Raw genomic sequence first — 26694 nt, 5'->3', positions numbered from 1 at the left:
GGCCCGCCTTCGTCGTCGGTGCGCGTCAGGGGACGAGCTCATGGTTCACCTCACGCTGTGCAGCTGTGCTCGCAGTTCGGGGGTGAGGATCTGGCCCACCTGGTCGACGACCACGGTCATCTCGTAGGCGACTTGACCGACGTCGCTGTCGGGGGCGGCGAGAACCGCCAAACAAGACCCGTCTCGAATGGACATGAGGAGCATGATCCCGTAGTCCATCTCGATCACGGTGCGCAACACTCCGCCACCTTCGAAGCAACGTGAAGCGCTCATCGTCAGTGCCGTGACGCCGGAGGAGATAGCGGCGAGCTGCTCGGCGCGGTCCGGTGGCAGACCCGTCGACTTGGTGAGCAGCAGGCCGTCCACCGAGATCACGATCGCGTGGGCGACACCGGCCACTCGATCCGTGAAGTTCGTGATCAACCAGCCGAACTGGTCGACCTGGCGCGACTGAGGCGTGCTCATGCCTTCTCCCCGTTGTACTGGCCGTTCCCCTGGCCGCTTCCGTTCCCGTTGCTGCCGAGCGGCGCCTGGCGCAGGCCCGTCTGGTAGCTGGCGAGAAAGCCTCGTGCTCGTTCCGGATCGCGCTTCGTGCCCGTGACAGGGCGTGTGCCGTTCTCGGGACGTTCCGCGAGGTCGGGGAGCAGGTTCTTACGCGGCGCCCGTTTCGGCAACCCGGCATCGGTCTCACCGGCGTCCGTCGCGGGGTCTCCCGCCTGCTCCCAGACCGTCCCGCCGGGCTTCTTCCCGAACCACGACGCCACTACCGAGGGTGACGATACAGGCGGGGTCGTTGCCGGCGAATGATCACCGTTGACCGATTCGCCCGAGACGCCGCTGCCCCTGAACCAGGAGGACGTCGTCTCATTTGGCGACACGGCCGGCACACCGTCGTACTCGGCCGAAGCGGGGCGCGGGGTGCGCTGGGGCAGTGACTCGTCGATCGCGGCGCCGCGGAACGACATCCACTCGGCGGACTCGCGCTGGTGGTCGATGGCCGGGGCGGGCGCGGGCGGCGGTGCGAGGTTCGGCGTCTTCACGACGACGTGCGGCTGCTTGGCGAGCGCCGGCTTCGGCTGCGGCAGCGCGGCGTGGCGCGGCTGCGACGGCGCCGGGGCCTCCTCGTGCGAGCGCACGAGCTCCGCGGGCACGAGCACGAACGCGCGCAGGCCCTCACGGCCTTCTCCCGCGCCGCGCAGCCGGACCGTGATGCCGTGACGGCCGGCGAGCCTGCCGACGACGAACAGCCCCATCTGGCGTGACACGGGCACGTCGTCCTCGGTGCCGGACGACAGCCGCTCGTTGGCCTCGGTGAGCTCGGCCGGGCCCATGCCGATGCCCTGGTCGGCGACCTCGACGAGCACGGCGCCCTGCTGGTCGATCCGCGAGCCGATCACGACCTGGGTGGTGGGCGCGGAGAACGCGGTGGCGTTGTCCAGCAGCTCCGCGATGAGGCGCACGAGGTCGCTGGCCGCGTAGCCGACGATCTCGACCGACGGTGTCGACTTCACCACGACGCGCTGGTAGTGCTCGATCTCCGACGCGGCGGCGCGCAGCACGTCCGCGAGCGGGACTGGCTGGTGGAACCGGCGGGCGACGTCGGTGCCGGAGAGCACCATCAGGTTCTCGTTGTTGCGGCGCATGCGCGTCGCGAGGTGGTCGAGCTTGAAGAGGTTGGCGAGCTGCTCGGGGTTCTCCTCGTGGCGCTCCAGCTCCTCCATGAGCTTGAGCTGGCGTTCGACGAGGCCCTGTGAGCGGCGCGACAGGTTGACGAAGATGTTCTTCATGCCCGACCGCAGCGACGACTGCTCGACGGCGGACCGGATGGCCTGCTCGTGCACGGCGTCGAACGCGCGCGCCAGCTGGCCGAACTCCTCGACGCTGTGCACGGGCACCGGTTCGATCTCGGTGTCGGGCTTGCGGTCGGCGCGGATCGCGGCGACGACCTCGGGCAGGTGGTGGTGCGCCACGTCGAGGGCGGAGCGGCGCAGCTCGGACAGCGAGCGCAGCAGGTAGCGGCCGATGACGAAGCCGAGCGTGCCGGCGATCAGCAGCATCGCGAGCAGGATGACCGCGGCGGCGCCGGCCTTGTTGGACGTGTCGTCCTGGAGCGAGGCGGCGGTGTTGGCGAGCTCGTCCTGAAGTTCGCGGCCGACCTGTTCCATCAGTCGCGCGGTGGTGCCGGACGACTTGTTCCAGTCGTCGACGGCGATGCCGAACTCCTGCGGCGGCTTGGGCTGGCCGGGGCGCGTGGCGGGCGGCGGGGTGCCGTCGGGCTGGGTGAGCGCTCGTTCGACGAGAGCGGAGCGGTTCGCCACGGCGGCACCGGTCACGGTCTGGTCGTAGGCACGGCGCTGTTCGGTGGTGCTGATGGCCTGGAAGTCGTTGAGGCGGTCCTGGAGCCGGATGTCGGACTGTTCCAGCGCGCGGACCTCGGGGCCGAGGAGCTTGCCCCGGCCGATCCCGGCTAAGACGACGGCGTGCTGGAGCGAGACCTGCTCCTGCGCGATGACCATGTTGTGCAGCGCCTGCGCGGTGCCGGAGATGGCGTTGTCGTTGAACTGGCCGACGAGCGCCTGTTCGAAGTCCAGCAACGCCTTCACGACCGCGGAGTAGCCGGTGGTGCCGCCGGACGGGTCACCGCCGTCGCCGCCCTGCGAGACCTTCTCCCGCAGGTTCTTGAGCGTCTCCAGCTGACCGCCGAGCTCGGTGTAGCGGCTGCGCGCGACCTCGCTGATGCCGTCGGTGCGGTCGACGCGGCGGCGCACGGTCGAGGCGGCGTTGTCGGTGGCGCGGATCTGGTTCTGGTAGGCGCCGACACCGGAACCGCTGGTCGAGCTCTGCGCAGCGAGCGTGCGTTCCTGCTGGACGCTGGAGATCAAAGGCGCGAGATCAGCCCTGAGCCGGACCAGGCCCTGCATCTGGACGTAGTTGTCGGACCGATCGACGTAACCGGAGATCTGCAGTGCGCCCGCGCCGACCGCGACGGCCACCGGCACCAGCAGCACGACGCCGAGCTTGACCGGCAGGCGCCAGTTGCGCCAGTCGCTGATCTTTCTCCACTCGACATTCACGAAATGGTCCCCAAGGCGCGCTCGAAGTGCCCCACTATCGGCTACCTCCTGGCCTGGTGAATCCCCGCGAGCTTGAGACCCCCGCAGCTCGATATCTCGATCAGCCGTATCGGGTGTTAGCGGATAGTAGGCCAGAGAGCGTGACGCGACAACGACCTGGGGCGTGCACGATCGATCACCCACCGTGACGACCGACCTTTTGGGGTGGTCATGCAGGTTCCAGGGATTGACTCGCCGCCACGCGTGGTTACGCTTGCGCCTCCCACCCCCGGACCGGACGCGCCTTCCGCGTAGAGCCTCGCCGGGCACTCCCCGTAACGAATGCGAGCGGTTGATGACGAAGGCGCTGCCCTCCGTGTCACGCCCGGCCACCCCCGGTTTCGCGACCTTTGAAGAGCCTGCTCACTCATTGCTTATCGATGGTGACGGTGAGCCTGATTTCGGTGCCCTCCAAACGAGTGAGGATTTCCTCGCCCTGAAGCGCCGGGTCAAGCGTTTCATTCTCCCGGCGACCCTGCTGTTCCTCGCTTGGTATGTCACGTTCGTATTGCTATCAGCTTACGCCGCCGACTTCATGAGCACTCCGCTGTTCGGAACGGTGAACGTCGGCTTGACGATGGGATTCCTCCAGATCGTCACCACCATCATCATCACAATGGCGTACGCGCGTTACTCCAAGCGGAAGCTCGACCCTCAGGTCGACAAGGTGCGCGCACTCGTCGAAACCGATGAGGAGCTCGCGTGACCGGGGCGAACACCGCGATCAACCTGTCCGTCTTCGGCATCTTCGTGCTGCTGACGCTCTACATCGTGTATCGAGCGTCCACGCGGAACGTCAGCGCGTCCGACTACTACGCGGCAGGCAGCAGTTTCACGGGCACGCAGAACGGCATCGCGCTCTCGGGCGACTTCCTGTCCGCGGCGTCGTTCCTGGGCATCTCCGGCGCGATCGCCGTGAACGGCTACGACGGCTTCATGTACTCGATCGGGTGGGTAGTCGCCTGGCTGATCGGCCTGATGCTCATCTCGGAACGGCTGCGCAACACCGGCCGCTTCACGATGGGCGACGTCATGGCGTTCCGCATGCGCCAGCGCCCCGTGCGCGCGGCCGCGGCGAACTCGACCCTGGTCATCTCGATCTTCTACATGATCGCGCAGATGGCGGGCGCCGGCGGCCTGATGGCGCTTCTCCTGGACGTGCACAGCAAGATCGGCCAGGCCATCATCATCGCGGTCGTCGGCATCGTCATGGTGCTGTACGTGCTGGTCGGTGGCATGAAGGGCACCACGTGGGTGCAGATCATCAAGGCCGTGCTGCTGCTTCTGTCCGTGTCGCTGCTGACCATCTTCCTGATCGGCAAGTTCGGCTTCGACTTCTCCTCGATGCTCGACCGCGCGACGCAGCGCTCGCCGCTGGGCGAGGCCGTGCTGTCGCCGGGCGTGAAGTACGGCGCCTCGGACCTGTCGAAAATCGACTTCATCTCTCTCGCACTGGCGCTGGTGCTCGGCACCGCGTCTCTGCCGCACGTGCTGATGCGCTTCTACACGGTGCCGAACGCGCGTGAGGCCCGTAAGTCCGTGGTGTGGGCGACGTGGATGATGGCGATCTTCTACTCGTGCACGCTGGTCATCGGCTTCGGCGCGATGGCCCTGGTGGGCACGGACAAGATCACCAGCGCTCCCGGCGGCGAGAACTCGGCGGCGCCACTGCTGGCGTTCCAGGTAGGCGGCACCGTGCTCCTCGGCATCGTGTGCGCGGTGGCGTTCGCGACGATCCTCGCGGTGGTCGCCGGCCTGACGCTGACCGCCTCGGCCTCGTTCGCGCACGACGTCTACGCGAACGTGATCAAGCACGGCGAGGCCGACCCGCGCGACGAGGTCAAGGTCGCGCGCATCACCGCGGTCTGCGTCGGCGTGCTCGCGATCGTCGGCGGCATCGCGGCGAACGGCCAGAACGTCGCCTTCCTGGTCGCGCTGGCGTTCGCGCTGGCGGCCTCCGCGAACCTGCCGACGTTGCTGTACTCGTTGTTCTGGAAGAGGTTCAACACGCGCGGCACGCTGTGGAGCATCTACGGCGGCCTCACCTCGTGCGTGCTGCTGATCGTGTTCTCCCCCGCCATCTCCGGCTCGAAGTCGTCGGTGTTCCCGGACGTCGACTTCGCGTTCTTCCCGCTGTCGAACCCCGGCATCGTGTCGATCCCGCTGTCGTTCCTGGCCGGGTTCCTGGGCACGATTCTCGGCGGCGAGCCGGCGGACCGCGAGAAGCAGGCGGAGATGGAGGTGCGCGGGCTGACCGGCATCGGGTCAGGTCTGCGCTAGCAGCTCCTCCACCGCCTTGTTGAACACCTCGGGGCGTTCCAGGTTCGGCATGTGCGCGGCGCCGTCGACCACGACCAGCGTCGAGCCTGGAACGCGCTCGCTCATGTACTCGGCGTCGCTGACCGGGGTGTACTCGTCGTCGCTGCCGACGATCACCAGCGTCGGCACGGTGATCGTGGTGAGGGTCTCGGTGTAGTCGGGCCGTTCCGCGCGGCCCCTGAGCGCCGCCGCGGCACCCTCGGGCGGTGCGTTGTGCATCAGCTGTGCGACGAACTCGCCGACCTCGGGGTTGTGCGGCGCCACCATCTTCCACTTCACCTCGGTGGCGTAGCCGGACATGCCCTCGCGCAGCAGGCGGTCGGCCATGTCGTTGCGGTTGCGGCGGCCGTCCTCGGTCTCGGCCTGCGCGAACGTGTCGGCGAGGATCAGGCCGCGCAGACGCTCGGGGAACGCCCGCGCGCACTGCATGACGATCTGCCCGCCCATCGACAGGCCGCCGAGCACGAACCTCTCGACGCCGAGGTGGTCGAGCAGCCCCGCGACGTCGGACGCGAAGACGTCCAGCGGCGTGACGCCGGGGACGACGGTGGTCGCGCCGTAGCCGCGCAGGTCGGCGGCGATCACCCGCCAACCAGAGGCGCTGAAGTGCTCGACCTGCGGGCGCCACATCGTGCGGTCGAAGGGATGGCCGTGCACCAGCACCAGCACGTCGTCGCCGGTGCCCTCGTCGTCGTAGCCGATGGTGATGCCGTTGACTGCCGCGGTGGTCATGATCCGACCGTAGCGCGAACTAGGACGCGGCTTCCTGGATCGCCTTGCTGAACCGGGAGGCGGCCTCGTCGGCGGTGAGCTTGAATCCCAGCGACGGTTCGGTCAGCTCCAGTTCGAGCAGCAGCGGTTCGCCGCCGGGGCCTTCGACGACGTCCACGCGGGCGTAGAGGAAGTCCTTGCGCTGCAACGAGAGCAGCTCGGCGGCCACGTCGAGCACCTGTTCGGCGAGCTCGACCTGGCGGGAGGACGGCTCGATGCTGCCCAGCCGCTCCTCGACGTAGAGGCCGGACTCCGCCTCGGCGAGACCCTGCGCCAGCATCGGTCCTTTGTGGAACGAGTGGGAGTACTCGCCGGCGAAGAACACCAGCGCGGTCTCGCCGTGGGCGTCCACACTGGACTGGTAGGGCTGCACTAACGCCTTGACGCCGATGGCTTCGAGGTGTGCGCGGGCCGACGCGTGGTCGGTGAACCGACCGGCACCGCGCGAGCCCGCGCCGACCGCCGGCTTCACCACGAACTCGCCGTCCGGGAACACCGGGGTCTCCCCCGGTTCCACCACGGCGGTGGGCACGACGGCGACACCTTGGGCGGCGAGTTCGGCCATGTAGGACTTGTCGATGTTCCAGCGCACGACCGGAAGCGGGTTCGCCAAAGTCGGCACGCCGGCGCACCACGCCAGGAAGGCGTCCAGGTGGTCCGGGTAGTCCCAGGTCGTGCGCAGGACGACGAGATCCGCCTCGACCGGGCCGCCCCAGGGCTGCCACGTGACGTCCACGCCGTCGCGACGAAGGGCGGCGACCAGCGCTTCCTCGTCGCCGTCGCCCTCGGGCAGGCGGTCGCACGAGGCGAGCACGACCCTCATGACTGCATCTTGGCCATCTTGCGGCGGTGGCCGGAGCCGATCTTGGTGGCGGCGGTGGTCTCGCGGTCCCATTCGGCCTGCTCGACGTTGTCGGCGGCTTCGACGGCCTTGGTGGCGGACTCGACGTCCTTGGCCATCACGTCGCCCATGGCGCCGTCCGCGCCGACCAGCACGATCCGCGCGCCGGCCCGGCCGATCGGTTCCACGACGGCCCTGACCGCCGTGCCCGGCTTGCCGTGGGCCTGCACGAACTCGGCGATGCGCTTCTGAGTGGTTTGATCAGACACCCCCACACTGTAAAACCAGCGGGTAGCTTCGGTCGGGTGACCACCGACACGCTCACGTCGTTCCTCACGTGGTACTTCGACCACCACCCCGTGCACGCGGCTCAGGCCGGCTCGCTGGAGCACTACTCCACCTTCGGGGACTTCTCCGCCGCGGCGTTCGAGCAGCGGGCCAGGGAGACCGAGGAGTGGCTGGCGCGGCTGGAGCCGTTGCCGAGATCGGTGGACCGCGACCTGGCGCTTTCGGTGCTGCGCGGATCGTCGGCGAACGAGACGTGGCCGGGGTGGCGGCGCGACCCGCACGAGTACGCCGGAGTGGTGTTCTTCGGGCTGCTGGCGCCGTTCCTGCACCGGCTGCTGCCCGAGGCCGAGATCGTCGCCTCCACGGTCGCGAAGCTGCGCGAGGTGCCCGCGGTGCTCGCCGCGGCCGAGGCGAACCTCGACGCTTCGCTGGCTTCGCCGCTGGTCGTGCGGCGAGCGCTGGACCAGGTGCGGACGGGCCGGTCGTTCCTGCTGGACTCGCTGCCGCTGGAGGCGGCGCCGGAGTTCCGCGCCGTGCTGGTCGAGGCCGCCGGGCCCGCCGCGGACGCGTTCGACCGGCACGCGGCGTTCCTGGAGGACCTGGCCGTGCGGGCGACCGGCGACTGGCGGATGGGCGAGAAGCTCTACTCGGCCTTGTTGCAGGACAAGGAGATGCTCGGCTACGGCGCACCGGAGCTGCACCAGCGCGGGCAGGACGCCTACGCGGAGCTGGAAGCCGAACTGATCGAGCTCGCGGGCTCGCCGGACTGGCGTTCGGTGATGAGCTCGCTCCAGGACGACCACCCGCCGACGCTGGAGGCGATGCGCGCCGAGTACGAGGCCGAGACGGCACGGGCACGGGCGGCTCTGGTCGAGCACTCGCTGGTCACGCTGCCCGAGGGCGAGGAGTGCCACGTGGTGCCGGGGCCGCCGTTCCACCGCGCGGTCATGGCCGTGGCGAGCTACCTCGGCCCTCCGGCGCTGACGTCCAAGCGCACGGGCTACTTCTTCGTGCCGTTCACGCCCGACGGCGCCTCGGACGAGCAGGTCACGCACCGTCTGCGCACCAACGCGCGGTCGCAGCTGCCGACGATCTCGGTGCACGAGGCCTATCCCGGCCACCACTGGCACCTGACGTGGCTGGCGGCGCAGGGGCCGGCGCACCCGTTGCGCAAGGTGTTCCGGACGCCGTACTTCAGCGAGGGCTGGGCGCTGTACTCGGAGAAGCTGCTGCGCTCGGTCGGCCACTACCAGACTCGGGGCGCGTTGATGGGGCACGTCGAGGCGCGGCTGTTCCGGGCGGCGCGGATGATCGTCGACACGGCCCTGCACTGCGGCGACATGACACCGGCCGAGGCCGAGTCGTTCATGGTGGCGCGCACGGCGCTGACGCCGGGCACCGCCGTGGGCGAGGTCAAGCGGTACTGCACGCGGCCGACGCAGGCGCCGTCGTACCTGACCGGGGCGTTGGAGATCGACCTGATCCGCGACGAGTACCTGGCCGCGGGACTGGGGTCGCTGCGCGACTTCCACGACCGGATCGCGGGGTCCGGAGCGCTGCCGCTGGGGCTGGCGCGCCGGGTCGCCCTGGGCGAGGACTAGTGGCGTGACGATCGCCCTGCCCGTACCGGCCACTGCCTTGCTACTGCGGCCGTGGCAGTCGGACGATCTCCCGGCTTTGCTGGCGGCGCACCGCGATCCAGTGCTGCGCCGCCGGCTGGCCGCGCCCCTGACCGGCGACGCCGAGGCCCGGCGGTGGCTGGACGCGCAGGCCACCGGCTGGGCGAGGGCGACCCGGTTCAGCTTCGCCGTAGTCGCCGACGACCGCTCCCCGCTGGGCCACGTGGTGGTGAAGGTGGGATCGGGCGGCACAGCCGAGGTCGGCTACTGGACCGCCGCCCACGCGCGGGGGCGAGGAATCGCCTCCCGCGCGGTGGACACCTTGTCGCAGTGGGCGTTGGACGTCCAGGACATGGTCGCGCTCACCCGGCTCGACCTGATCCACGCCGTCGACAACCACCCGTCCTGCCGGGTGGCGGTCAGGTGCGGCTACGTCCTGCACGAACTGCTCCCCGCCTCACCTCCCGCGTTCCCCACCGAGGGACACCGGCACGTGCGCGGCTAAGCCGTGTCCTGTAAGTCCGTTCGATGAGAGTCACGGGCGAGAGACCCGGAGGCGGCGCCGCCGGAACGCCCTCATACCGGGCGTATTCGGGCGTTTCGGCGGTGCCGCCTCCGGGGCCCTCGGCCGCGACTATCGCGGACGAGACTTACAGGACGCGGCTAGGCCGGCCGGTAGGCCTGGCCGGCTGCCGTCAACGCCGTGCCGGTGGAGAGTCCGGTCGGACTTGTCTTCGTGGACAGGGTGAACCACGAGTAACGCTCCACGAAGGACAGTCCGTCGAGCATCCTGGTCGACGCGGTGATGAACGCGGTCTGCTGTTGCCGGCTCGGGTAGACCGCGCGGCCGGAGCGCCAGTCGATCAGCGCGTACTCGGTGAGCCAGATCGGTTTCTTGTAACGGTTGTGGACGTTGCGCAGGTACGACTCCAGGTGCCCGGTGGCCGCGGAGGAGAAGTCCTGGCCGTACCAGTGCAGCGGGATGAAGTCGACGCGCAGGTTGCGCGCCTTCGCACCCGCCATGAACCGGTCGAGCCAGCCGCCCGCGACGTCACCGCCGAACGCGACGCCGGGGGCGCCGAGCCTCAGTCCGGTGCTCTGCAGGCGTGGCCACAGGTCCAGCGCGCGTTCGACCGTCATGTTCGCCTGGCCCGCCATGTCGGGTTCGTTGAACCCCAGCAGTTGCCGGCCGTTGGCCTTCGCCTTGGCCAGCTCGGCGTCGGTCACGCTGGCCGCGCCCCAGATCATCGGGACGAACTCGGCGGTGCTCTGGATCCCTCGCCGGTCCGAGGCCCAGGTGTAGTACCAGCGGGCGTCCAGCGCGGTCATGGCGGCGCCGGCCGGACCGGGGTCGTCGGCCGCGTTCACGCCCTTCTTGGCGGAGGCGGCATGGGATGGAAGCGCTCCCATGAGGAGCAGACATGCGATCAGCAGCAGGGTTGTTTTTCGCATGGATCGGTCTTACCAGGATTGGCGCTCCTTTTGCTCCCACCAGCTGAGAAGGGGAACATCGGGGTCACGGCCCGGGTTGAGCAGGGTGAGTCGATCAAGGAGGACAGATGCCCAAGGCAGTGGTGGTGCGTTCGGCCGGTGGCCCGGAGGTGCTGGAGTACGCCGACGTGCCGTCGCCCGTGGCCGGTGACGGCGAACTGCTGGTGAAGGTGGCCGCGGCGGGCGTCAACTACATCGACACGTACCAGCGCAGCGGCCAGTACCCGATCCCGCTGCCCACGGCCCTGGGGCTCGAAGGTGCCGGCGAGGTCGTCGTCTCGAACTCCCCGGACTTCGCCGTCGGCGACAAGGTCGCCTGGATGGGTGTGCTGGGCAGCTACGCCGAGGAGGTCGTGGTGCCCGCGGCGTCCGCGGTCCGGGTGCCCGGCGAGCTGGACGTCGAACTCGCCGCGGCCGCTCTGCTCCAGGGCATCACCGCGCACTACCTGATCCACTCGACGTACGTGGTGAAGGAGGGCGACCGGGTGCTGGTGCACGCGGCGGCCGGTGGCGTCGGGCTGCTGCTGACGCAGTGGGTGAAGTCGAAGGGCGCCACCGTCGTCGCGACGGTGTCGACCGACGAGAAGGAGGCGCTGTGCCGGGAGGCCGGCGCGGACCAGGTGCTGCGGTACGGCGACTTCGCCTCGCAGATCGAGAAGGTCGACGTCGTCTACGACGGGGTCGGCGCCGACACGTTCGACCAGTCGCTGGCCTCGTTGAAGCCGCGCGGAACGCTGGCGCTGTTCGGGGCGTCGTCCGGGCCGGTGCCGCCGGTGGACCCGCAGCGGCTCAACGCGGCCGGGTCCGTGTACCTGACGCGTCCGTCGACCGGGGCCTACCTGCTCGACCGCGCGGAACTCGACTGGCGGGCCTCGGACCTGTTCGGGGCGATCGTGTCCGGTGAACTGAACATCCGGATCGGCGGCCGGTACAAGCTGGAGGAGGCGGCGCAGGCGCACACCGACCTCCAGTCGCGCAAGACGACCGGCAAGCTGCTGCTTCTGCCGTGACGTGACGAGAAGCGGCCCCTCGGATGCGAGGGGCCGTTTCGTTTCGCGTCAGGCGGCGGGGGTGACCTTCACGCCGTCGATGACGAACACGAGCGTCTCGTTCGCCTTGATGCCCTGACCGCCCTGGCCGTAGCCCTTGGCGGGCGGCACGATCAGCAGCCGGCGGCCCTTCTCCTTGAGCCCGACGATGCCCTCGTTCCAGCCGTCGATGACCGGCGCCTGGCCGACGTTCTCGACGTCGAACGGCTCGCCGCGCTCGAAGGAGCTGTCGAGGATCTTCTTGTCGGAGAACGTGGTGAGCTGGTAGTTGACCGAGGCCGTCGTGCCCGCCTTCACCTCGGCGCCGGTGCCCTGCACCAGGTCCTTGATGACGAGCTCGTCGGTGGGCTTGCAGGCGGGGATCTCGACCTTGGGCGCCGCACCGAAGTCGCCGGTGACCTTGAAGTCGTCGGCCTTGCAGGGGGTCGTGGGCGCGCCGGCCGAGGGCTGGGCCGAGCTGCCGCAGCCGGCGAGGCCGGTGGCCGCCACGAGCGCCAGGGACGCGATGAGCAGGACGTTACGCATGGTGGGTGAGCGTATTCGGACGCGTGTGAGCGGCGTGTAGCAGGCCGCACGACCTCGCCCTGAAGGCCGCCGGACGACTCGGCCTGCCGGAGCAGAGGCGGCAACGGCCGGGCGGGCTAAAACACTCACCGTGGGCGCGTTCGGGTGGGTGGGTCACCCTCATCCGACACGCACGGGGTGGGTGGCGACTGGGCGTCACCGAAGTGCACGGATACGGGTCGGCGACTGGGCCCAAGGGCGGTTATTCCGGTCCTGAATGTCGCACGAATAGCAGCTTCCTTATCTTTTGACCGACGCGTACAGTAACTCCTCGCACTTGATCGGACACCGACCGCATTCGTCCGTTCGGGTAGCAGCCAATCTGGTGACCCGGGAGGTGGAGACTCGTGTCCGCGGAGGCCGGAGGCATCCGCAGCAACCTGATCCAGGAGTTGTTCTGGACTCGGACCGGGTTGCTCCTCCTCATACTCGTCGTGACGTCGGGTGCGTCGCTGGCCATTTCCAGTCAAATGGATTCCGGGACAGCGAGAAACCTGCTGACAGCGCTGGGTACCGGCACTCTCATTTCGGCGGTCGTGAGCTTCACGCAGACGTTGATCACCTCTAAAGCGGCGCAGAAGGCGCTTCTCGCTCCGGTGATCGAGGAGAGTCGCAAGGCACTCATAGAGCTCACCCAGGAGTATCGGGCGCTCGATCGCGAGTTCTTCCCCAGTCACGTGTTCGAGCCGACGGCCAAGCCGGATCCGGTGTTCAACCAGCTCATGATGCAGGACCTGGAGCGGACGCGGCTGTACTGCTTCCGCGGGTTCGCGGGCCGGTACGCGGCGGGCAGGGTGCTGCTCAGCCAGACGGAGTGCGAGCTCAGGGCCGTGCTGGCCGACCCGCGCGACGACAACGCCATCAGCGGGCGCGCGAGGTACCTGTTGCGCAACGAAGGCGCGGACGGGGACTACGACGAGATCCAGAAACGGCTCAAGGAGCAGATCGGCATCGGGCTCGTCGGGCTCTACGCGGCGCGCAGCCGGTGTTCCAGGATCGACGTCACCATCGTTTCGGATCCGCCGCTCGATCGGCTCGAGCTGTTCGACGACTCGGCGTGGCTCACGCTCTACAGCAACACCGCGGGAGTGCTCAGGCCGTATCCGCGCACGCTCAGGTTCACCGAAAGTTCGTTCCTTTACGCGATGGAACGCGCGGAGTTCCTGCGCATCAGCAATTCCAAGGCCGGCTACCACTTCGCCATCACGCCAGCGACTTCCAGAAACGACTTCGTGGCGCTGTTCGAGAAGATCACCGGCGAGACACTCACCATCGACGGTTTCACGGAGCTCGAAGGCAAGTTCCACGCATTCCGTCGCGAATTCTCCGCATCCGCTCAGTTGAGGAGCTGATCGATCTTGCTAGCCGAGTTCACCGGGTTGTCCGCGCTCGAGGAGCTCGCCGCTCGGGTGAAGCGCGCCGAATTTCCCGTGGTGGACCACTGGGCCGATGTCGGCACGTGGTTTCGCGAGTGGGCGGCCCGGCCCGGATTGCGCAAAGAGCTTCGCGCGTACATCGACGGCCTCACACCCCAGGAGGCGACCTGGGTGATCGCGCATTCACGCGAGACGACGACGCATTTCGCGTGGTGCCTGCGCGACGAGGCGGACGAACCGTTCACGTTCTGGCTGCACGAGTACAAACCGCTGGGCGACTGGCGGGCCGGCTACGCCGACTCGGTGCACAACCACCGCTACCACTTCTGCACCACCATCCTGAGCGGTGCCTACCTGCACGAACGTTTCGACGCCCGGCTCGGTGTCGGTGGCCGCACGGTCGTCGGCACGGAACTCACGAACCGCACCCAGTGCGCCGAGGGCACCACCGGCACGATGCTCGCGCACGAGTTCCACCGCATCCCACGAGCAGCGGACGGGACCATGACGTTCCTGGTCAAGTCACGCGCCGTGAACCCGTGGAGCCTCAGCTACGACCCGGACACCGGAATCAGCCACCGGCACGTGCCGGTGGAGGACCGACTGGAGGATCTGACGAACCACCTCTGAAGCCTCACTGAGGTCCCTGCGACACGCTTACCATCAGCCCACCTGTCAGGAGGGCTGATGATGCGTACGCGCACATTGATTCCGAGGTCTGTCATCGCGGACGTGGAGCAGCGCGTGAGGCGGCTGTGCGAGGACCTGGCCGCGAAGCTGCAGTTCCACGGCTGGCACCACGTGAGCTTCGTCCGGGACAAGTCCGTGCACTTCGCCGAGCGCAACGGGGCTGCGCGAGACATCGTCGAGGTCGCGGCGCTGGTGCACGACCTCAACTACATGGTCCGCCGCAACTCGCTGCCCACGGACGGCGAGGCGTTGCGCCGCAAGGTCCTGTTCGTCGCCGGCGTCGCCCTGGGCGACATCGAGTGGATCGAGCGGATCGTCGTCGAGGCCGAGATGCGCACGCGCTCCCGCGACATCTCGCTGGAGGCACAGGCGTTGTCCGACGCGGACACGCTGTTCAAGGCACTGCCGGTCACGCCGGTCGTCCTGGCGCACAAGTACCTCCAGGAGAACGGCATCACGTTGCGCGAGCTCGCGTACAAGATCGTGGGCGAGCAGGTGGGCAAAGCCGACGAGGGCTACTACTTTTACGACTCGGAGGCCGCCGCGACCTACACCAGGTGGGCCGAGACGAACCTCCTGTTGTGGAAGTGCATCGTTGAGTCCCTCGACGACCCGTGCGTCGAGGACCTGCTGACCAAGGTGGCGTCCTGAGCGCGTTCTTCGTCGAAAACGGCACGGAGTCGGTCGCCGCCGGTGACTACGACCCGCGCGAAGCAGTCGTCGTGTGGCATGAGGTGTTCAACGAGGTGTGGGCGCCTCTGCCCGACGACAACGTTGTCGCGCTCCCTGATGCCCTCGTGGCGCAGCTCGTCAAAGCCGATCCGGCACGCATGCACGACGTCGCACTGTCGTGGGCGCCTCTCGTCGACATGGACTTCCATGCCGCGTTCGCGCACCTCAGTGAGTTGTCACGCCTTGCGCGCACGGCCGTGAGCCGCGCCGAGACCGTCTATTTACGGGTCAGCGAGCAGGCGTGAGGCCCGCCGTCTGCTGTTGAGGCATCGTGACCCCGATGGCGGTGAACGCGAGTTCACGGGCCGCACGTCGCGCGGTGAGCACGGCGAGATGAGCGTGCACGGTCGCGGTGCGGCGTAGTTCGACGTGCGTGGCGACGGCGACCTCGTGGATCACCTCGTCCGGCACCCGGTCACCGAAGGCCTCGGTCAGTTCCGCGACGGCCTGACGGATCTGAGCCTGCGAGTTCAGCATGCCCAGGTAAACGATCAGCCAACGCCGTCGGTTCAGCGAACCCGGAGATCCGCGCTGCCGTACAGCGCGTACGCGAGCCCCATCACGTTGCCACGACTGAGCATCTCCCAGCGGACCTGCCGCAACGCCTCTCCTGCGCTCAGACCGGAAGCCAGCCGCGACAGCACCATTCCCGTCACCCAGCCGGCCATGTCCTGCGGCACGGCGACCTCGGGACTGATGACGCCCGACGCGCCGTGCTCGACGAACGAGGACACCAGGCCCGCCATCGGTGACGTCCCCACGACCAACGGCTTGCGCACGGGCCAGTGCGGACGCGGCCACACGCCCTCGCGGTCCCACCGTGCGATCTCCTCGGCGTCGAGGAACCCCTCGCGGAAGTGCAGGTGGACGACGTCCATCGACTCGCCGGCCAGCACCCGTCCCAGCTCGGCGGGGGTGACGTAGGCCGAGGACACGGACTCCGGCGAGATCTGCGACATCAGCTCCGTGACGTGCCGGTCGGTGAGGCCTCGATCCATCCCCGCGTCGACCGCCATCGTCATCTCGAACGGCCACGGGCGCGGCGAGACGCGCGCCACCAGCGGCCCGGCCGGGTGCTCCAGCACGCTGGACAGACCCCAGAAACCGAAGGGGCACAACACGTTCCCGCTGTGATCGGCGACCGGGCAGTGCGCGGGCACCTCTCCCCCGGCACCGAACGGCCCGAACTGCCCAACCGACGCGCACAGCCGGTGCGGCCCGTCCTCGAACGGCAGGTCGTAGATCATCGGCCACGGCACCGACCCGGTGCCGGGGGACGCCACCATCAGCCCGGCCGGACGACCGGTCACCCGCGCGGCCCGCCGGACGGCGTCGGCGAGCCCGAGATCGCCGAACAGCCGCGAGTACACCGCCGATCCCTGCCGGGCGAGGAACGCGAGATCGGCGCAGTAGGCCGGAAAGTCCTTGCCGTACCAGGGATCCAGCCCGGACAACGCCGGCAGCGGCAGCGCGCAGCCGGCCAGGCTGACCCACGACGGCACCCCGCCCGCCGACACCAGGGCCCGGTCGCCGAGCACCAGGATCGAGGCCGCCCGCGACGGCGTGGGCGCGAGATCGGCGAACGTGCGGGAGAGCTTCAGCCGCGGCACCGTGCGGGACTCCCCCGCGCCGACCGGCAGCACGACCTGCTGGACGTGCACCGGCACGACGCCGTGGTAGATGACCAGCTCACCGGTCCACGGCACCGAGGCGTACGGCGTGGTGACCTCGAAGCTCACCCACGAACTGGGCCCCTCGGCGGGCAGCACGAACGACTCGGCCTGGACCGGACGCCCCGGCATGCTCAGCACGGCCCGCAGCCCGAGGTCTCCGGGCAGCACGGTGTTGTGCGCCCCGACGCGCGCCCACACCTCGTAGTCCGCGCCGGGCCGCAACGCTCCCGCGATGCCCTCGGTGGCTCCGGGCAGGGCGACCATCACGGTGACCGCGCGGTCCGCGACCACCGGCGGCGCGGGCAGGGAGGTGTAGGTCATCGCACCCCGCCGTTCCAGCTCCCGGAACTGCCAGAGGACGTCCTCGAGCCGTCCCTCGCCGGAACCCCGCGGCACGGCGAGGACGACGTGCGGCGCGCTCCACCCGATCAGCGCCGAGGAAGCGTCCACACCGGACACCCACGTGTGCACGGCGGTGAAGAGAACGACCGGCCGGCCGAGCCCGCGCAACGACGCGACCACCGGAGCCGAGTCCCACGAGCGCGTGTCGTGCAGAGCCACGACGTCGCCGGGCACGTCCGAGAGCGACGGCAGCGACGAGGCCGACGAGAAGTGACGCAGATCGAGCACCGCGAACCGCAGCACCCGCACCTCGGTCGTGACCACGGCCGACGTGGTCGATCCGACGGCCAGCCCCTGGCTGACCTGCGCCCACCCGCCCGGATCGGTGATCACGACCAGGGAGGACGCGGGTGTCAGGGCCGCGACGAAGTCCAGTGGTGAACCTTCACCACCGGTGACGGTGAACTCAACGGGCGCCACAGCCGTACGACTGGAGGTGCAGCTAGAACGGCCAGCCAAGCACCGGCAACCCGACAACGGCGTCGACGGCGAGACCGCAGAACACCAGCATCAGGTAGAGGTTCGACATGTGGAAGAACTTCATGGTGTTCGTGGATCCGCCGCGGCGCACGACGTTGTGCAGCTTGTGCGCGAAGACGGCGAACCACACGCCGGACAGCGCCGCGACCGCCACGTAGATCCAGGAGGTGACGGGAGCGAGGGCGAGCGTGCAGACGACGGTGATCCAGCTGTAGATCACGATCTGCCGCGTCACCTGCTGAGCTGTCGCCACCACGGGCAGCATGGGCACGCCTGCTCGGGCGTAGTCCTCCTTGAACTTCATCGCGAGGGCCCAGGTGTGCGGCGGGGTCCAGAAGAAGATGACGCCGAACATCACCAGCGCCGGCCACTCGACGGTGCCCGTCACCGCAGACCAGCCGATGATCACCGGCATGCAGCCCGCCATGCCGCCCCAGATGATGTTCTGGGAGGTGCGGCGCTTGAGGACCAGCGTGTAGACGAAGATGTAGAAGAGAATGGTCGCCACCGCGAACGCGGCCGACATCAGGTTGACGAAGATCCAGAGGAACGCGAACGAGACGATTCCGAGCACGATGCCGAAGATCAGGGCGTTGCGCGGCGGAATGGCGTTGTGCGCGAGCGGGCGGGCCGCCGTCCGCTTCATGACCGAGTCGATGTCGGCGTCGACGAAGCAGTTGAGGGCATTTGCCGACCCCGCGGCGAGGGTGCCGCCGGTGAGGGTGCAGGCGATGAGCCACAGGGGCGGCAGGCCGTGCTGGGCGAGGAGCATCGCGGGGATCGTGGTGATCAGCAGGAGCTCGATGACCCGCGGCTTGGTGAGCGCCACGTAAGCGCCAACAACCTGGCGAGGCGACCTGGGGGCCTCGAGGACGGCACTCATCGCGGGAACGCTCCTCGTGTTGAGACAGGTGTGAAATCCAGCGACTGATGGTAACCGCGTGAAGAATTCACAGCCCGTTCGGGTGCTGGTGTGCCCCGGCACACACGTGCCTGAGACCTTTCAGAGCAACATCTGAATCTCTCAGGACTAGGCTGGCCGGAGGACGTGGGAGAGAAGCGGGTCAGGCCGTTCGGGATCGATTCACGGACGCGCTAGTGACCCGCCCTAGCGACAAGTTTGGAGCTGTAAGTCCGTGACCGTCACCGACGACATCAACAGGCTCACCAAGGCCGATCTGCCTGATGACTGGACGGAGCTCGACAAGCGCGCCGTCGACACCGCCCGGCTGCTCGCGGCGGACGCGGTGCAGAAGGTCGGCAACGGGCACCCCGGCACCGCCATGAGCCTCGCGCCGCTGGCCTACACGCTGTTCCAGCGCGTCCTGCGGCACGACCCCGCCGACCCGGACTGGATCGGCCGCGACCGGTTCGTGCTCTCCGCGGGCCACTCCAGCCTGACGCTCTACGTGCAGCTCTTCCTGTCCGGCTACGGCCTGGAGCTGGACGACCTGAAGGCGCTGCGCACGTGGGGTTCCAAGACCCCCGGCCACCCCGAGCACGGTCACACCAGGGGTGTCGAGATCACGACCGGCCCGCTGGGCTCGGGTCTGGCCTCCGCCGTCGGCATGGCCATGGCCGCCCGCCGCGAGCGCGGCCTGTTCGACCCCGCCGCCGCGCCGGGCGAGAGCCCGTTCGACCACAACATCTACGTGATCGCCTCCGACGGTGACATCGAGGAGGGCGTCACCTCCGAGGCCTCGTCGCTCGCGGGCACGCAGCAGCTGGGCAACCTGGTCGTCTTCTACGACGACAACAAGATCTCCATCGAGGACGACACGACGATCGCGCTGTCCGAGGACACCGCGAAGCGCTACGAGGCCTACGGCTGGCACGTCCAGGTCGTGGAGTCCGGCGAGAACGTCAAGGGCATCCTCGAGGCCGTCGAGAAGGCCAAGGCCGTCACCGACAAGCCGTCGTTCATCCTGCTGCGCACGATCATCGGCTTCCCCGCGCCGAAGAAGCAGAACACCGGTGCCGCGCACGGTGCCGCGCTGGGCGAGGACGAGGTCAAGGCCACCAAGGAGATCCTCGGCTTCGACCCCGAGCAGACCTTCGAGGTCACCGACGAGGTCCTGGACCACACCCGCGAGGTCGTCAAGCGCGGCGAGCACGCCAAGGCGCAGTGGCAGACCTCGTTCGACGAGTGGGCCTCGGCCAACCCGGAGAACAAGAAGCTGCTCGACCGCCTCGTCGCCCGTCAGCTGCCCGACGGCTGGGCCGACTCGCTGCCGGTCTACCCGGTCGACGCCAAGGGCGTCCCGACCCGCAAGGCCTCCGGTGAGGTCATCAACGCCCTCGCCGCCGCGCTGCCCGAGCTGTGGGGCGGTTCCGCCGACCTCGCCGAGTCGAACCTGACGACCATCAAGGGCGCCAAGTCCTTCGGTCCCCCGTCGATCTCCACGGACATGTGGAACGCCGACCCGTACGGCCGCGTGCTGCACTTCGGTGTCCGCGAGCACGCCATGGGCGCGATCCTCAACGGCATCGCGCTGCACGGCCCGACCCGCCCGTTCGGTGGCACGTTCCTCGTGTTCTCCGACTACATGCGCCCGTCCGTGCGTCTGGCCGCGATCATGCAGGCCGCCGTGACGTACGTGTGGACGCACGACTCCATCGGCCTGGGCGAGGACGGCCCGACGCACCAGCCGATCGAGCACCTCGCCGCCCTGCGCGCGATCCCGGACTTCACGGTCGTGCGCCCCGGCGACGGCAACGAGACCGCGTTCGCCTGGAAGGCCGTGCTCGAGCAGCTCGGCCCGGTCGGCCTCGCGCTGACCCGCCAGAACGTCCCGACGCTGGAGGGCACCTCCGCGGAAGGCGTCAAGCGCGGCGGTTACGTGCTCTTCGGTGACGAGAACCCCGAGATCGTGATCATCGGCACAGGCTCCGAGCTGCAGATGGCGTACGAGGCCGGAAAGGTTCTGCAGGGCGAGGGCGTTGCAGTGCGTGTGGTGTCCATGCCGTCGATCGACTGGTTCGAGAAGCAGGACGCGGAGTACCGCGAGTCGGTCATCCCGTCGTCGGTGAAGGCGCGCGTCGCGGTCGAGGCCGGCATCGCGCTGCCGTGGTACCGCTACGTCGGCGACGCGGGCGAGATCGTGTCGATCGAGCACTTCGGCGCCTCGGCCGACTACCAGACGTTGTTCAAGGAGTTCGGCTTCACGACGGAGAACGTCGTGGCCGCCGCCCGCCGTTCCCTTGACCGAGTGAGGGGTTAATTTCAGTGAGCAAGCCGAATCTGGCCGCCCTGTCCGGCGCCGGCGTATCGATCTGGCTCGACGACCTGTCCCGTGAGCGGCTCACCAGCGGCAACCTGGACGAGCTGATCCGCGACTGGAACGTCGTCGGTGTCACGACGAACCCGACGATCTTCGCGGGCGCGCTGTCGAAGGGCGAGTCCTACGACGAGCAGGTCCGTGAGCTCGCCAACCGGGGTGCCGACACCGAGGCGACCATCCGCGAGGTCACCACGACGGACGTGCGCAACGCGTGCGACAAGTTCCGCGACATCTACAACTCGACCGGTGGTGTGGACGGCCGCGTCTCCATCGAGGTCGACCCGCGGCTGGCGTTCGACACGGACAAGACCGTGGCCGAGGCGCAGGACCTGTGGAAGACCGTGGACCGGCCGAACCTGCTGGTGAAGATCCCGGCCACCGAGGCGGGTCTCCCGGCGATCACCAAGACGATCGCCGAGGGCATCAGCGTCAACGTCACGCTGATCTTCTCCACCGAGCGCTACCAGGCCGTCATGGACGCCTACGTCGCCGGTCTGGAGCAGGCCAAGGCCAACGGCCACGACCTGCGCTCGATCCACTCGGTCGCGTCGTTCTTCGTGTCCCGGGTGGACACCGAGATCGACAAGCGGCTGGCGGCGATCGGCACGGACGAGGCGACCGCGCTGAAGGGCAAGGCCGCTCTTGCCAACGCGTACATCGCCTACGGAGCGTTCGAGAAGACGTTCCAGGGCGAGCGCTGGGAGGCTCTCAAGGCGGACGGCGCGCACGCGCAGCGTCCACTGTGGGCGTCGACCGGCGTGAAGGACCCGAGCTACTCCCCCACCCTCTACGTCGACCAGCTCGTCGTCTCCGACGTCGTCAACACGATGCCGGAGAAGACGCTGCACGCCGTCGCCGACGGGGGCAAGATCACCGGTGACACGGTCACCGGACGCGTCGCAGAGGGCCAGGAGGTGTTCGACCAGCTCGCCGCCGTGGGAATCGACCTCGAGGACGTGTTCAAGGTCCTCGAGACCGAGGGTGTCGAGAAGTTCGAGAAGTCCTGGGAAGAGTTGCTCGAGACGGTGACGAACCAACTGGCTCAACTGAAGGGCTGATCACGAAGTGACCTCCGTCGAAATCGTGAGGTCACCGAACGCCGACCAGGTCAGCATCATCGCTGCTGACCTGGTCGCGGATTCGGTGCCGAGCAAGCTGACCGCGCAGGACCCGACCCTGTGGGGGCCGGAAGCCGAGTCCGAGGCGAGCATTCGCCTCTCCTGGACGACGTTGCACGAGACGTCCCGTGCGCTGCTCCCCGATCTCGTGGCGCTGCGCGCCGATCTGCACGCCGAGGGCGTCGACCGCGTCGTTCTCGCCGGAATGGGTGGCTCGTCGCTGGCCCCCGAGGTGATCACGCGGACCGCGGGCGTCCCGCTGGTCGTGCTGGACACCACCGATCCCGCCCAGGTCGCCGACGCCCTTGCCGGTGATCTCGAGCGCACGGTGATCGTGGTGTCGTCCAAGTCCGGTGGAACTGTCGAGACCGACAGCCACCGGCGCATCTTCGAGAAGGCTTTCACGGACGCGGGCATCGACGCCGCGTCCCGCATCGTGGTGGTCACCGACCCCGGCTCGCCCCTGCAGAAGGCGTCCGAGGAAGCGGGCTACCGCAAGGTGTTCCTGGCCGACCCGAACGTCGGTGGCCGCTACTCGGCGCTGACCGCGTTCGGCCTGGTGCCGTCCTACCTGGCCGGCGCCGACGTCGAGGCGCTGCTCGACGACGCGGCCGAGGTCGCGAAGGTCGTGTCCCAGGACTCCGTGGAGAACCCGGCGGTCGTGCTGGCCGGGGTGTTCGGCGCCGCGCACGCGCACGGTGCCGAGAAGATCGTCTTCGCGGACACCGGGTCCGGCATCAAGGGCTTCGGCGACTGGGCCGAGCAGCTCATCGCCGAGTCGACCGGCAAGAACGGCACCGGCCTGCTGCCGGTCGTCGTCGAGGGTCCGGGTGCCGAGGGCTTCGTGAACGCACGTTCGGACGCAACCACCGTCGCGATCGGACCGGCCACCGGGTCGGCGAACATCGCGGTCGAGGGTCCGCTGGGCGCGCAGTTCCTGCTGTGGGAGTACGCGACCGCGCTCGTCGGCCGGGTGCTCGGCATCAACCCGTTCGACCAGCCCGACGTCGAGGCCGCGAAGAAGGCCTCCCGCGCGCTGCTCGACGCGCCGGCCGTCGCCGCGACCGTCCCGTCCTTTGTGGACGGCCCGGTCGAGGGGCACGGCACGGACTGGGCGCCGCGCAAGGTCCACACCGTCGCGGAAGCGCTTGCGGCGATCGTTGAAGTGGCGCCCGACCACGGCTACATCTCGGTTCAGGCGTACTTGGACAGGATCGACGACGCGTCGTTCGAGCTGCTCCGTGCGGAGATCGCGAAGAGGACGCACCTGCAGACCACGTTCGGCTGGGGTCCGCGCTTCCTGCACTCGACCGGCCAGTACCACAAGGGCGGTCACCAGAACGGCGTGTTCATCCAGATCACCGGCGAGTCCGGTGACGACCTGGAGGTGCCCGGCCGTCCCTACACGCTGGCGCAGCTGCAGCTCGCGCAGGCGCTCGGCGACGGTCAGGTCCTGGCCGAACACGGTCGCCCGGTGCTGCGTCTTCACCTCGAAGACCGCATCGCCGGCTTGGCCCAGCTCGTCGAGGCAGTCCAGGAGGACGGCTCGTGACCACATCCGCCAAGTGGCACAACCCGCTGCGGGACGCGCGTGACAAGCGCATGCCCCGCATCGCGGGCCCGAGCGCGCTGGTCATCTTCGGTGTCACCGGTGACCTGTCGCGCAAGAAGCTGATGCCCGCGATCTACGACCTCGCGAACCGGGGTCTGCTGCCGCCGGGCTTCGGCCTGGTGGGCTTCGCCCGCCGCGACTGGGCCGACCAGGACTTCATGAAGGTCGTGCACGACGCGGTCAAGGAGCACGCGCGGACGCCGTTCAACGAGGCGGTCTGGCAGCAGCTCGCCGAGGGCATCCGGTTCGTGCAGGGCACGTTCGACGACGACCAGTCGTTCGACAACCTGGCCTCGTGCCTGGCCCAGCTCGACGCCGAGCGCGGCACGGGCGGCAACCACGCGTTCTACCTGTCGATCCCGCCGGGCGCGTTCCCGACGGTGGTCAACCAGCTCAAGCGCGCGGGTCTCGCCCAGACGGCACCCGACCAGTGGCGTCGCGTCGTCATCGAGAAGCCGTTCGGCCACGACCTGAAGTCGGCCAAGGAGCTGAACAAGACGGTCAACGAGGTCTTCCCCGAGGAGTCGGTGTTCCGCATCGACCACTACCTCGGCAAGGAGACCGTGCAGAACATCCTGGCGCTGCGGTTCGCGAACCAGCTGTACGAACCCATCTGGAACTCGAACTACGTCGACCACGTGCAGATCACCATGGCCGAGGACATCGGTCTCGGTGGCCGTGCCGGGTACTACGACGGCATCGGCGCCACGCGCGACGTCATCCAGAACCACCTGCTCCAGCTGCTCGCGCTGATCGCGATGGAGGAGCCGGTCTCGTTCAAGCCCGCCGATCTGAGGGCCGAGAAGGTGAAGATCCTCTCGGCGACGCGGCCCGCGCAGCCGTTCGAGGAGACCACCTCGCGCGGCCAGTACACCGGTGGCTGGCAGGGCGGCCAGAAGGTGCTCGGTCTGCTGGAGGAGGGCGGTTTCTCGCCCGAGTCGAAGACCGAGACGTTCGGCGCGATCACCTGCGAGGTCAACACCCGCCGCTGGGCCGGGGTGCCGTTCTACCTGCGCACCGGCAAGCGCCTGGGCCGTCGCGTCACCGAGGTGGCCGTCGTGTTCAAGCGGGCACCGCACCTGCCGTTCGACGACACGGCGACCGAGGAGCTCGGCCAGAACGCCCTGGTGGTCCGGGTTCAGCCGGACGAGGGCGTGACGATCCGGTTCGGGTCGAAGGTGCCGGGCAACACGATGGAAGTTCGCGACGTCACGATGGACTTCGGTTACGGCCACTCGTTCACCGAGTCGTCGCCGGAGGCCTACGAGCGGCTGCTGCTCGACGTGCTGCTCGGTGAGCCGTCGCTGTTCCCGAAGAACGACGAGGTCGAGCTCTCCTGGGAGATCCTCGACCCGATTCTCGACTTCTGGGCTCGCAAGGACGAACCCGCGCTCGAGAAGTACAAGGCCGGTACGTGGGGGCCGCCGTCGGCGGACGCGATGACGGCTCGCACCGGAAGGCACTGGAGGCGTCCGTGATCATCGACCTGCCCTCGACCACCACCTCCCAGATCAACTCGCGGCTGGTCCGGCTGCGGGACGAAGGCGGTGCGACGACTCTCGGTCGCGTGCTGACCCTCGTGATCGTGACCGAGGACGGCCAGCGCACCGACGCCGCGATCGACGCGGCCAACGACGCTTCCCGCGAGCACCCTTGTCGCGTGATCGTCGTGGCCCGCGGCGCTCGTCAGGCGGCACCTCGCCTGGACGCGCAGATCCGCGTCGGTGGCGACGCCGGAGCCTCGGAAGTCGTTGTTCTTCGTCTGTACGGAGAACTGGCCAAGGAAGGCGCCTCGTGCGTCATGCCGCTGCTGCTGCCGGACACCCCGGTCGTGGCGTGGTGGCCGTTCGACGCGCCGGTGTCGCCGTCCAAGGACCCGATCGGCCAGCTCGCGCAGCGTCGCATCACCGATGCCGCGGCCGAGAAGAACCCGATCAAGGCCCTGGAGTCCCGGCGGGCGCACTACGCGCCGGGCGACACGGACCTGGCGTGGACGCGTCTGACGTTGTGGCGCGCCATGCTCGCCTCGTCGCTGGACCTGCCGCCGTACGAGAAGGTCACCGAGGCGGACGTGACCGGTGAGGCCGACTCGCCGTCCACGGACCTGCTCGCCGCGTGGCTGACGGACCGGCTGAAGGTCTCGGCCAAGCGCTTCAAGGCGACGTCGGGTGAAGGCATCGTGGAGGTGCGGCTCGGCCGTCCCTCCGGCGACGTCGACCTGATCCGCCCGGACGGCAAGGTCGGCACGCTGGCCCAGCCCGGCCAGCCGTCGCGGCGGGTCGCGCTCCAGCGTCGTTCGGTGCGCGACTGTCTCGCCGAGGAACTGCGCCGGCTCGACCCGGACGAGGTCTACGCGGCGGCCCTGAGGTCGCTGTCGAAGGTCGCCAAGGGCCGCGCGCACTCGGCGAAGCCGGAAGCCGCCGAGGAGGCTCCCGCTGTGGAGTCCGCCAACGGTTCGGCCGCACCCAAGAAGTCGAAGGCGAAGGCTGGTTCGTGAGCAATTCGCAAGTGGTGGTCCACCGCGACGGCGACCTTCTGGCCGCCGCCGCGGCGGCCCGCCTGGTGACCCGCATGGTCGACGCCCAGGCCGCCCGCGGCTACGCGTCCGTCGTGCTGACCGGCGGCCGCACCGGCACCGCCGTCCTGGACCACCTGAACCGGGGCGCCGCGCGCGACGCGGTGGACTGGTCGCGGGTCGACCTGTTCTGGGGCGACGAGCGTTTCCTGCCGTCCGGTCACCCGGACCGCAACGAGACACAGGCCCGTGCCGCGCTGCTGGACCACGTTCCGCTGGACCCGTCGCGGGTGCACGTGATGGAGCCTTCGGACGGCAAGTTCGGCGACGACCCCGAGGCCGCTGCCGAGGCTTACGCCGCTTTGCTGGCTTCCCTTGCGCGGCCGGAGGACCACGGCGACGTGCCCACGTTCGACGTCTGTCTTCTGGGCGTCGGCGAGGAGGGCCACGTGGCCTCTGTCTTCCCGGATTCTCCTGCCGTGCACGAGAAGGAGCGGACGGTCGTGGCCGTGCGCAACTGCCCGAAGCCACCGCCGACGCGCGTGTCGCTGACGCTGGCGTCGACGCGGTGCGCGCAGGAGGTCTGGCTGATGACCACCGGCGAGGCCAAGGCCGCCGCCGTGGCCATGGCGCTGGACGGTGCCGGCGAGGTGCAGATCCCCGCCGCCGGTGCCACCGGCCGCCGCAGAACGTTGTGGCTGCTGGACACCGCGGCCGCCTCGGCGGTACCGGCGTTGTTCAAACCCTCACTGGCGTGACG

General features: G+C 69.0%; 25 protein-coding genes. 15 read left to right on the top strand and 10 right to left on the bottom strand.

All coding sequences use genetic code 11. From position 1 onward, the window contains the following. Positions 1 to 45: 45 nt before the first annotated feature. Both BM417_RS29670 and BM417_RS29665 read right to left on the bottom strand, forming a co-directional pair. Entirely contained in the window at positions 46 to 465 is a 420-nt protein-coding gene (locus BM417_RS29670; protein WP_093601335.1) for a roadblock/LC7 domain-containing protein, read from the bottom strand. Continuing rightward, positions 462 to 3074 (bottom strand): sensor histidine kinase, encoded by a 2613-nt coding sequence (locus tag BM417_RS29665; protein WP_093601333.1) that lies wholly within the window; start codon positions 3072 to 3074, stop codon positions 462 to 464. The genes BM417_RS29670 and BM417_RS29665 overlap by 4 nt, the downstream gene beginning before the upstream one ends. 334 nt (positions 3075 to 3408) lie before the next feature. On the opposite strand from BM417_RS29665, the gene BM417_RS29660 reads away from it, so the two are divergent. Together BM417_RS29660 and BM417_RS29655 are read left to right on the top strand one after the other, a co-directional pair. Further along, positions 3409 to 3819 carry a DUF485 domain-containing protein gene (locus tag BM417_RS29660; RefSeq protein ID WP_093601331.1) on the top strand — a complete coding sequence of 137 codons (411 nt, stop codon included), beginning with the start codon at positions 3409 to 3411 and terminating at the stop codon, positions 3817 to 3819. After that, positions 3816 to 5393, top strand: a complete 1578-nt coding sequence (locus BM417_RS29655) for a solute symporter family protein (protein ID WP_093601329.1) — start codon at positions 3816 to 3818, stop codon at positions 5391 to 5393. Before BM417_RS29660 ends, BM417_RS29655 begins: the two co-directional genes overlap by 4 nt. On the opposite strand, the gene BM417_RS29650 is transcribed toward BM417_RS29655, so the two are convergent. The 3 genes from BM417_RS29650 to BM417_RS29640 are packed head-to-tail and all read right to left on the bottom strand — an operon-like array spanning position 5379 to position 7313. Beyond that, complete coding sequence (locus BM417_RS29650; protein ID WP_093601327.1) at positions 5379 to 6164, bottom strand: alpha/beta fold hydrolase; 786 nt, start codon at positions 6162 to 6164, stop codon at positions 5379 to 5381. The two genes, BM417_RS29655 and BM417_RS29650, sit on opposite strands and share 15 nt — an antisense overlap. Before the next feature lie 19 nt (positions 6165 to 6183). Further along, on the bottom strand, positions 6184 to 7026 hold the full coding sequence (locus BM417_RS29645) for an ATP-grasp domain-containing protein (protein ID WP_093601325.1): 843 nt from the start codon (positions 7024 to 7026) through the stop codon (positions 6184 to 6186). Further along, positions 7023 to 7313, bottom strand: a complete 291-nt coding sequence (locus BM417_RS29640) for a hypothetical protein (protein WP_245822230.1) — start codon at positions 7311 to 7313, stop codon at positions 7023 to 7025. The genes BM417_RS29645 and BM417_RS29640 overlap by 4 nt, the downstream gene beginning before the upstream one ends. 36 nt (positions 7314 to 7349) lie before the next feature. Between BM417_RS29640 and BM417_RS29635 the strand changes: the two genes are divergently transcribed. Both BM417_RS29635 and BM417_RS29630 read left to right on the top strand, forming a co-directional pair. Beyond that, positions 7350 to 8933 (top strand): DUF885 domain-containing protein, encoded by a 1584-nt coding sequence (locus tag BM417_RS29635; protein WP_093601321.1) that lies wholly within the window; start codon positions 7350 to 7352, stop codon positions 8931 to 8933. A gap of 4 nt (positions 8934 to 8937) precedes the next feature. Then, entirely contained in the window at positions 8938 to 9456 is a 519-nt protein-coding gene (locus BM417_RS29630; RefSeq protein ID WP_093601320.1) for a GNAT family N-acetyltransferase, read from the top strand. 158 nt (positions 9457 to 9614) lie between these two features. Here BM417_RS29630 and BM417_RS29625 read toward each other — a convergent pair whose 3' ends face one another. Continuing rightward, a complete protein-coding gene (locus BM417_RS29625) occupies positions 9615 to 10403 on the bottom strand; it encodes a glycoside hydrolase family protein (RefSeq protein WP_093601318.1) in 789 nt (262 codons plus the stop codon). A 107-nt stretch (positions 10404 to 10510) separates the two neighbouring features. Between BM417_RS29625 and BM417_RS29620 the strand changes: the two genes are divergently transcribed. Then, positions 10511 to 11452, top strand: coding sequence for a quinone oxidoreductase family protein (locus tag BM417_RS29620; RefSeq protein ID WP_093601316.1), 942 nt, complete (start codon positions 10511 to 10513; stop codon positions 11450 to 11452). Positions 11453 to 11500: 48 nt separating this feature from the next. Here BM417_RS29620 and BM417_RS29615 read toward each other — a convergent pair whose 3' ends face one another. Then, positions 11501 to 12016 (bottom strand): FKBP-type peptidyl-prolyl cis-trans isomerase, encoded by a 516-nt coding sequence (locus tag BM417_RS29615; protein ID WP_093601314.1) that lies wholly within the window; start codon positions 12014 to 12016, stop codon positions 11501 to 11503. Positions 12017 to 12402: 386 nt separating this feature from the next. Between BM417_RS29615 and BM417_RS29610 the strand changes: the two genes are divergently transcribed. The 4 genes from BM417_RS29610 to BM417_RS29595 are packed head-to-tail and all read left to right on the top strand — an operon-like array spanning position 12403 to position 15098. Further along, positions 12403 to 13407 carry a hypothetical protein gene (locus BM417_RS29610; RefSeq protein ID WP_093601312.1) on the top strand — a complete coding sequence of 335 codons (1005 nt, stop codon included), beginning with the start codon at positions 12403 to 12405 and terminating at the stop codon, positions 13405 to 13407. Positions 13408 to 13413: 6 nt separating this feature from the next. Further along, entirely contained in the window at positions 13414 to 14061 is a 648-nt protein-coding gene (locus BM417_RS29605) for a hypothetical protein (RefSeq protein ID WP_093601310.1), read from the top strand. A gap of 60 nt (positions 14062 to 14121) precedes the next feature. Next, complete coding sequence (locus BM417_RS29600; protein WP_093601485.1) at positions 14122 to 14772, top strand: HD domain-containing protein; 651 nt, start codon at positions 14122 to 14124, stop codon at positions 14770 to 14772. Next, on the top strand, positions 14736 to 15098 hold the full coding sequence (locus BM417_RS29595; RefSeq protein WP_093601308.1) for a hypothetical protein: 363 nt from the start codon (positions 14736 to 14738) through the stop codon (positions 15096 to 15098). Before BM417_RS29600 ends, BM417_RS29595 begins: the two co-directional genes overlap by 37 nt. Here BM417_RS29595 and BM417_RS29590 read toward each other — a convergent pair. Genes BM417_RS29590 through BM417_RS29580 form a run of 3 tightly spaced genes read right to left on the bottom strand, consistent with a single transcriptional unit; the run spans position 15082 to position 18291 of the window. Further along, entirely contained in the window at positions 15082 to 15330 is a 249-nt protein-coding gene (locus BM417_RS29590; RefSeq protein WP_093601306.1) for a three-helix bundle dimerization domain-containing protein, read from the bottom strand. The genes BM417_RS29595 and BM417_RS29590 overlap by 17 nt on opposite strands. Positions 15331 to 15362: 32 nt before the next feature. Beyond that, on the bottom strand, positions 15363 to 17348 hold the full coding sequence (locus tag BM417_RS29585; protein WP_093601304.1) for a hypothetical protein: 1986 nt from the start codon (positions 17346 to 17348) through the stop codon (positions 15363 to 15365). A 22-nt stretch (positions 17349 to 17370) separates the two neighbouring features. Continuing rightward, on the bottom strand, positions 17371 to 18291 hold the full coding sequence (locus BM417_RS29580; protein ID WP_093601302.1) for a heme o synthase: 921 nt from the start codon (positions 18289 to 18291) through the stop codon (positions 17371 to 17373). Positions 18292 to 18544: 253 nt separating this feature from the next. Here BM417_RS29580 and tkt point away from each other — a divergent pair, with 253 nt between their 5' ends. The 6 genes from tkt to pgl are packed head-to-tail and all read left to right on the top strand — an operon-like array spanning position 18545 to position 26692. Continuing rightward, entirely contained in the window at positions 18545 to 20629 is a 2085-nt protein-coding gene (tkt, locus tag BM417_RS29575) for a transketolase (RefSeq protein WP_093601300.1), read from the top strand. 5 nt (positions 20630 to 20634) lie between these two features. Continuing rightward, the gene (gene tal / locus BM417_RS29570) at positions 20635 to 21747 is read left to right on the top strand and encodes a transaldolase (protein WP_093601298.1); all 1113 of its coding nucleotides are present in this window, start codon (positions 20635 to 20637) and stop codon (positions 21745 to 21747) included. A gap of 25 nt (positions 21748 to 21772) precedes the next feature. After that, positions 21773 to 23359 carry a glucose-6-phosphate isomerase gene (locus BM417_RS29565; RefSeq protein WP_245822229.1) on the top strand — a complete coding sequence of 529 codons (1587 nt, stop codon included), beginning with the start codon at positions 21773 to 21775 and terminating at the stop codon, positions 23357 to 23359. A gap of 50 nt (positions 23360 to 23409) precedes the next feature. Next, the gene (gene zwf / locus BM417_RS29560) at positions 23410 to 24897 is read left to right on the top strand and encodes a glucose-6-phosphate dehydrogenase (RefSeq protein ID WP_143138861.1); all 1488 of its coding nucleotides are present in this window, start codon (positions 23410 to 23412) and stop codon (positions 24895 to 24897) included. Further along, on the top strand, positions 24894 to 25916 hold the full coding sequence (gene opcA / locus BM417_RS29555) for a glucose-6-phosphate dehydrogenase assembly protein OpcA (RefSeq protein WP_093601483.1): 1023 nt from the start codon (positions 24894 to 24896) through the stop codon (positions 25914 to 25916). Before zwf ends, opcA begins: the two co-directional genes overlap by 4 nt. Continuing rightward, a complete protein-coding gene (pgl, locus tag BM417_RS29550) occupies positions 25913 to 26692 on the top strand; it encodes a 6-phosphogluconolactonase (protein ID WP_093601293.1) in 780 nt (259 codons plus the stop codon). The genes opcA and pgl overlap by 4 nt, the downstream gene beginning before the upstream one ends. The last annotated feature ends 2 nt before the right edge of the window (positions 26693 to 26694 follow it).

Origin of the sequence: Lentzea waywayandensis (assembly GCF_900115955.1) — a bacterium.
Classification (GTDB): domain Bacteria; phylum Actinomycetota; class Actinomycetes; order Mycobacteriales; family Pseudonocardiaceae; genus Lentzea; species Lentzea waywayandensis.
This window is presented reverse-complemented; position numbering and strand designations above follow the sequence as displayed.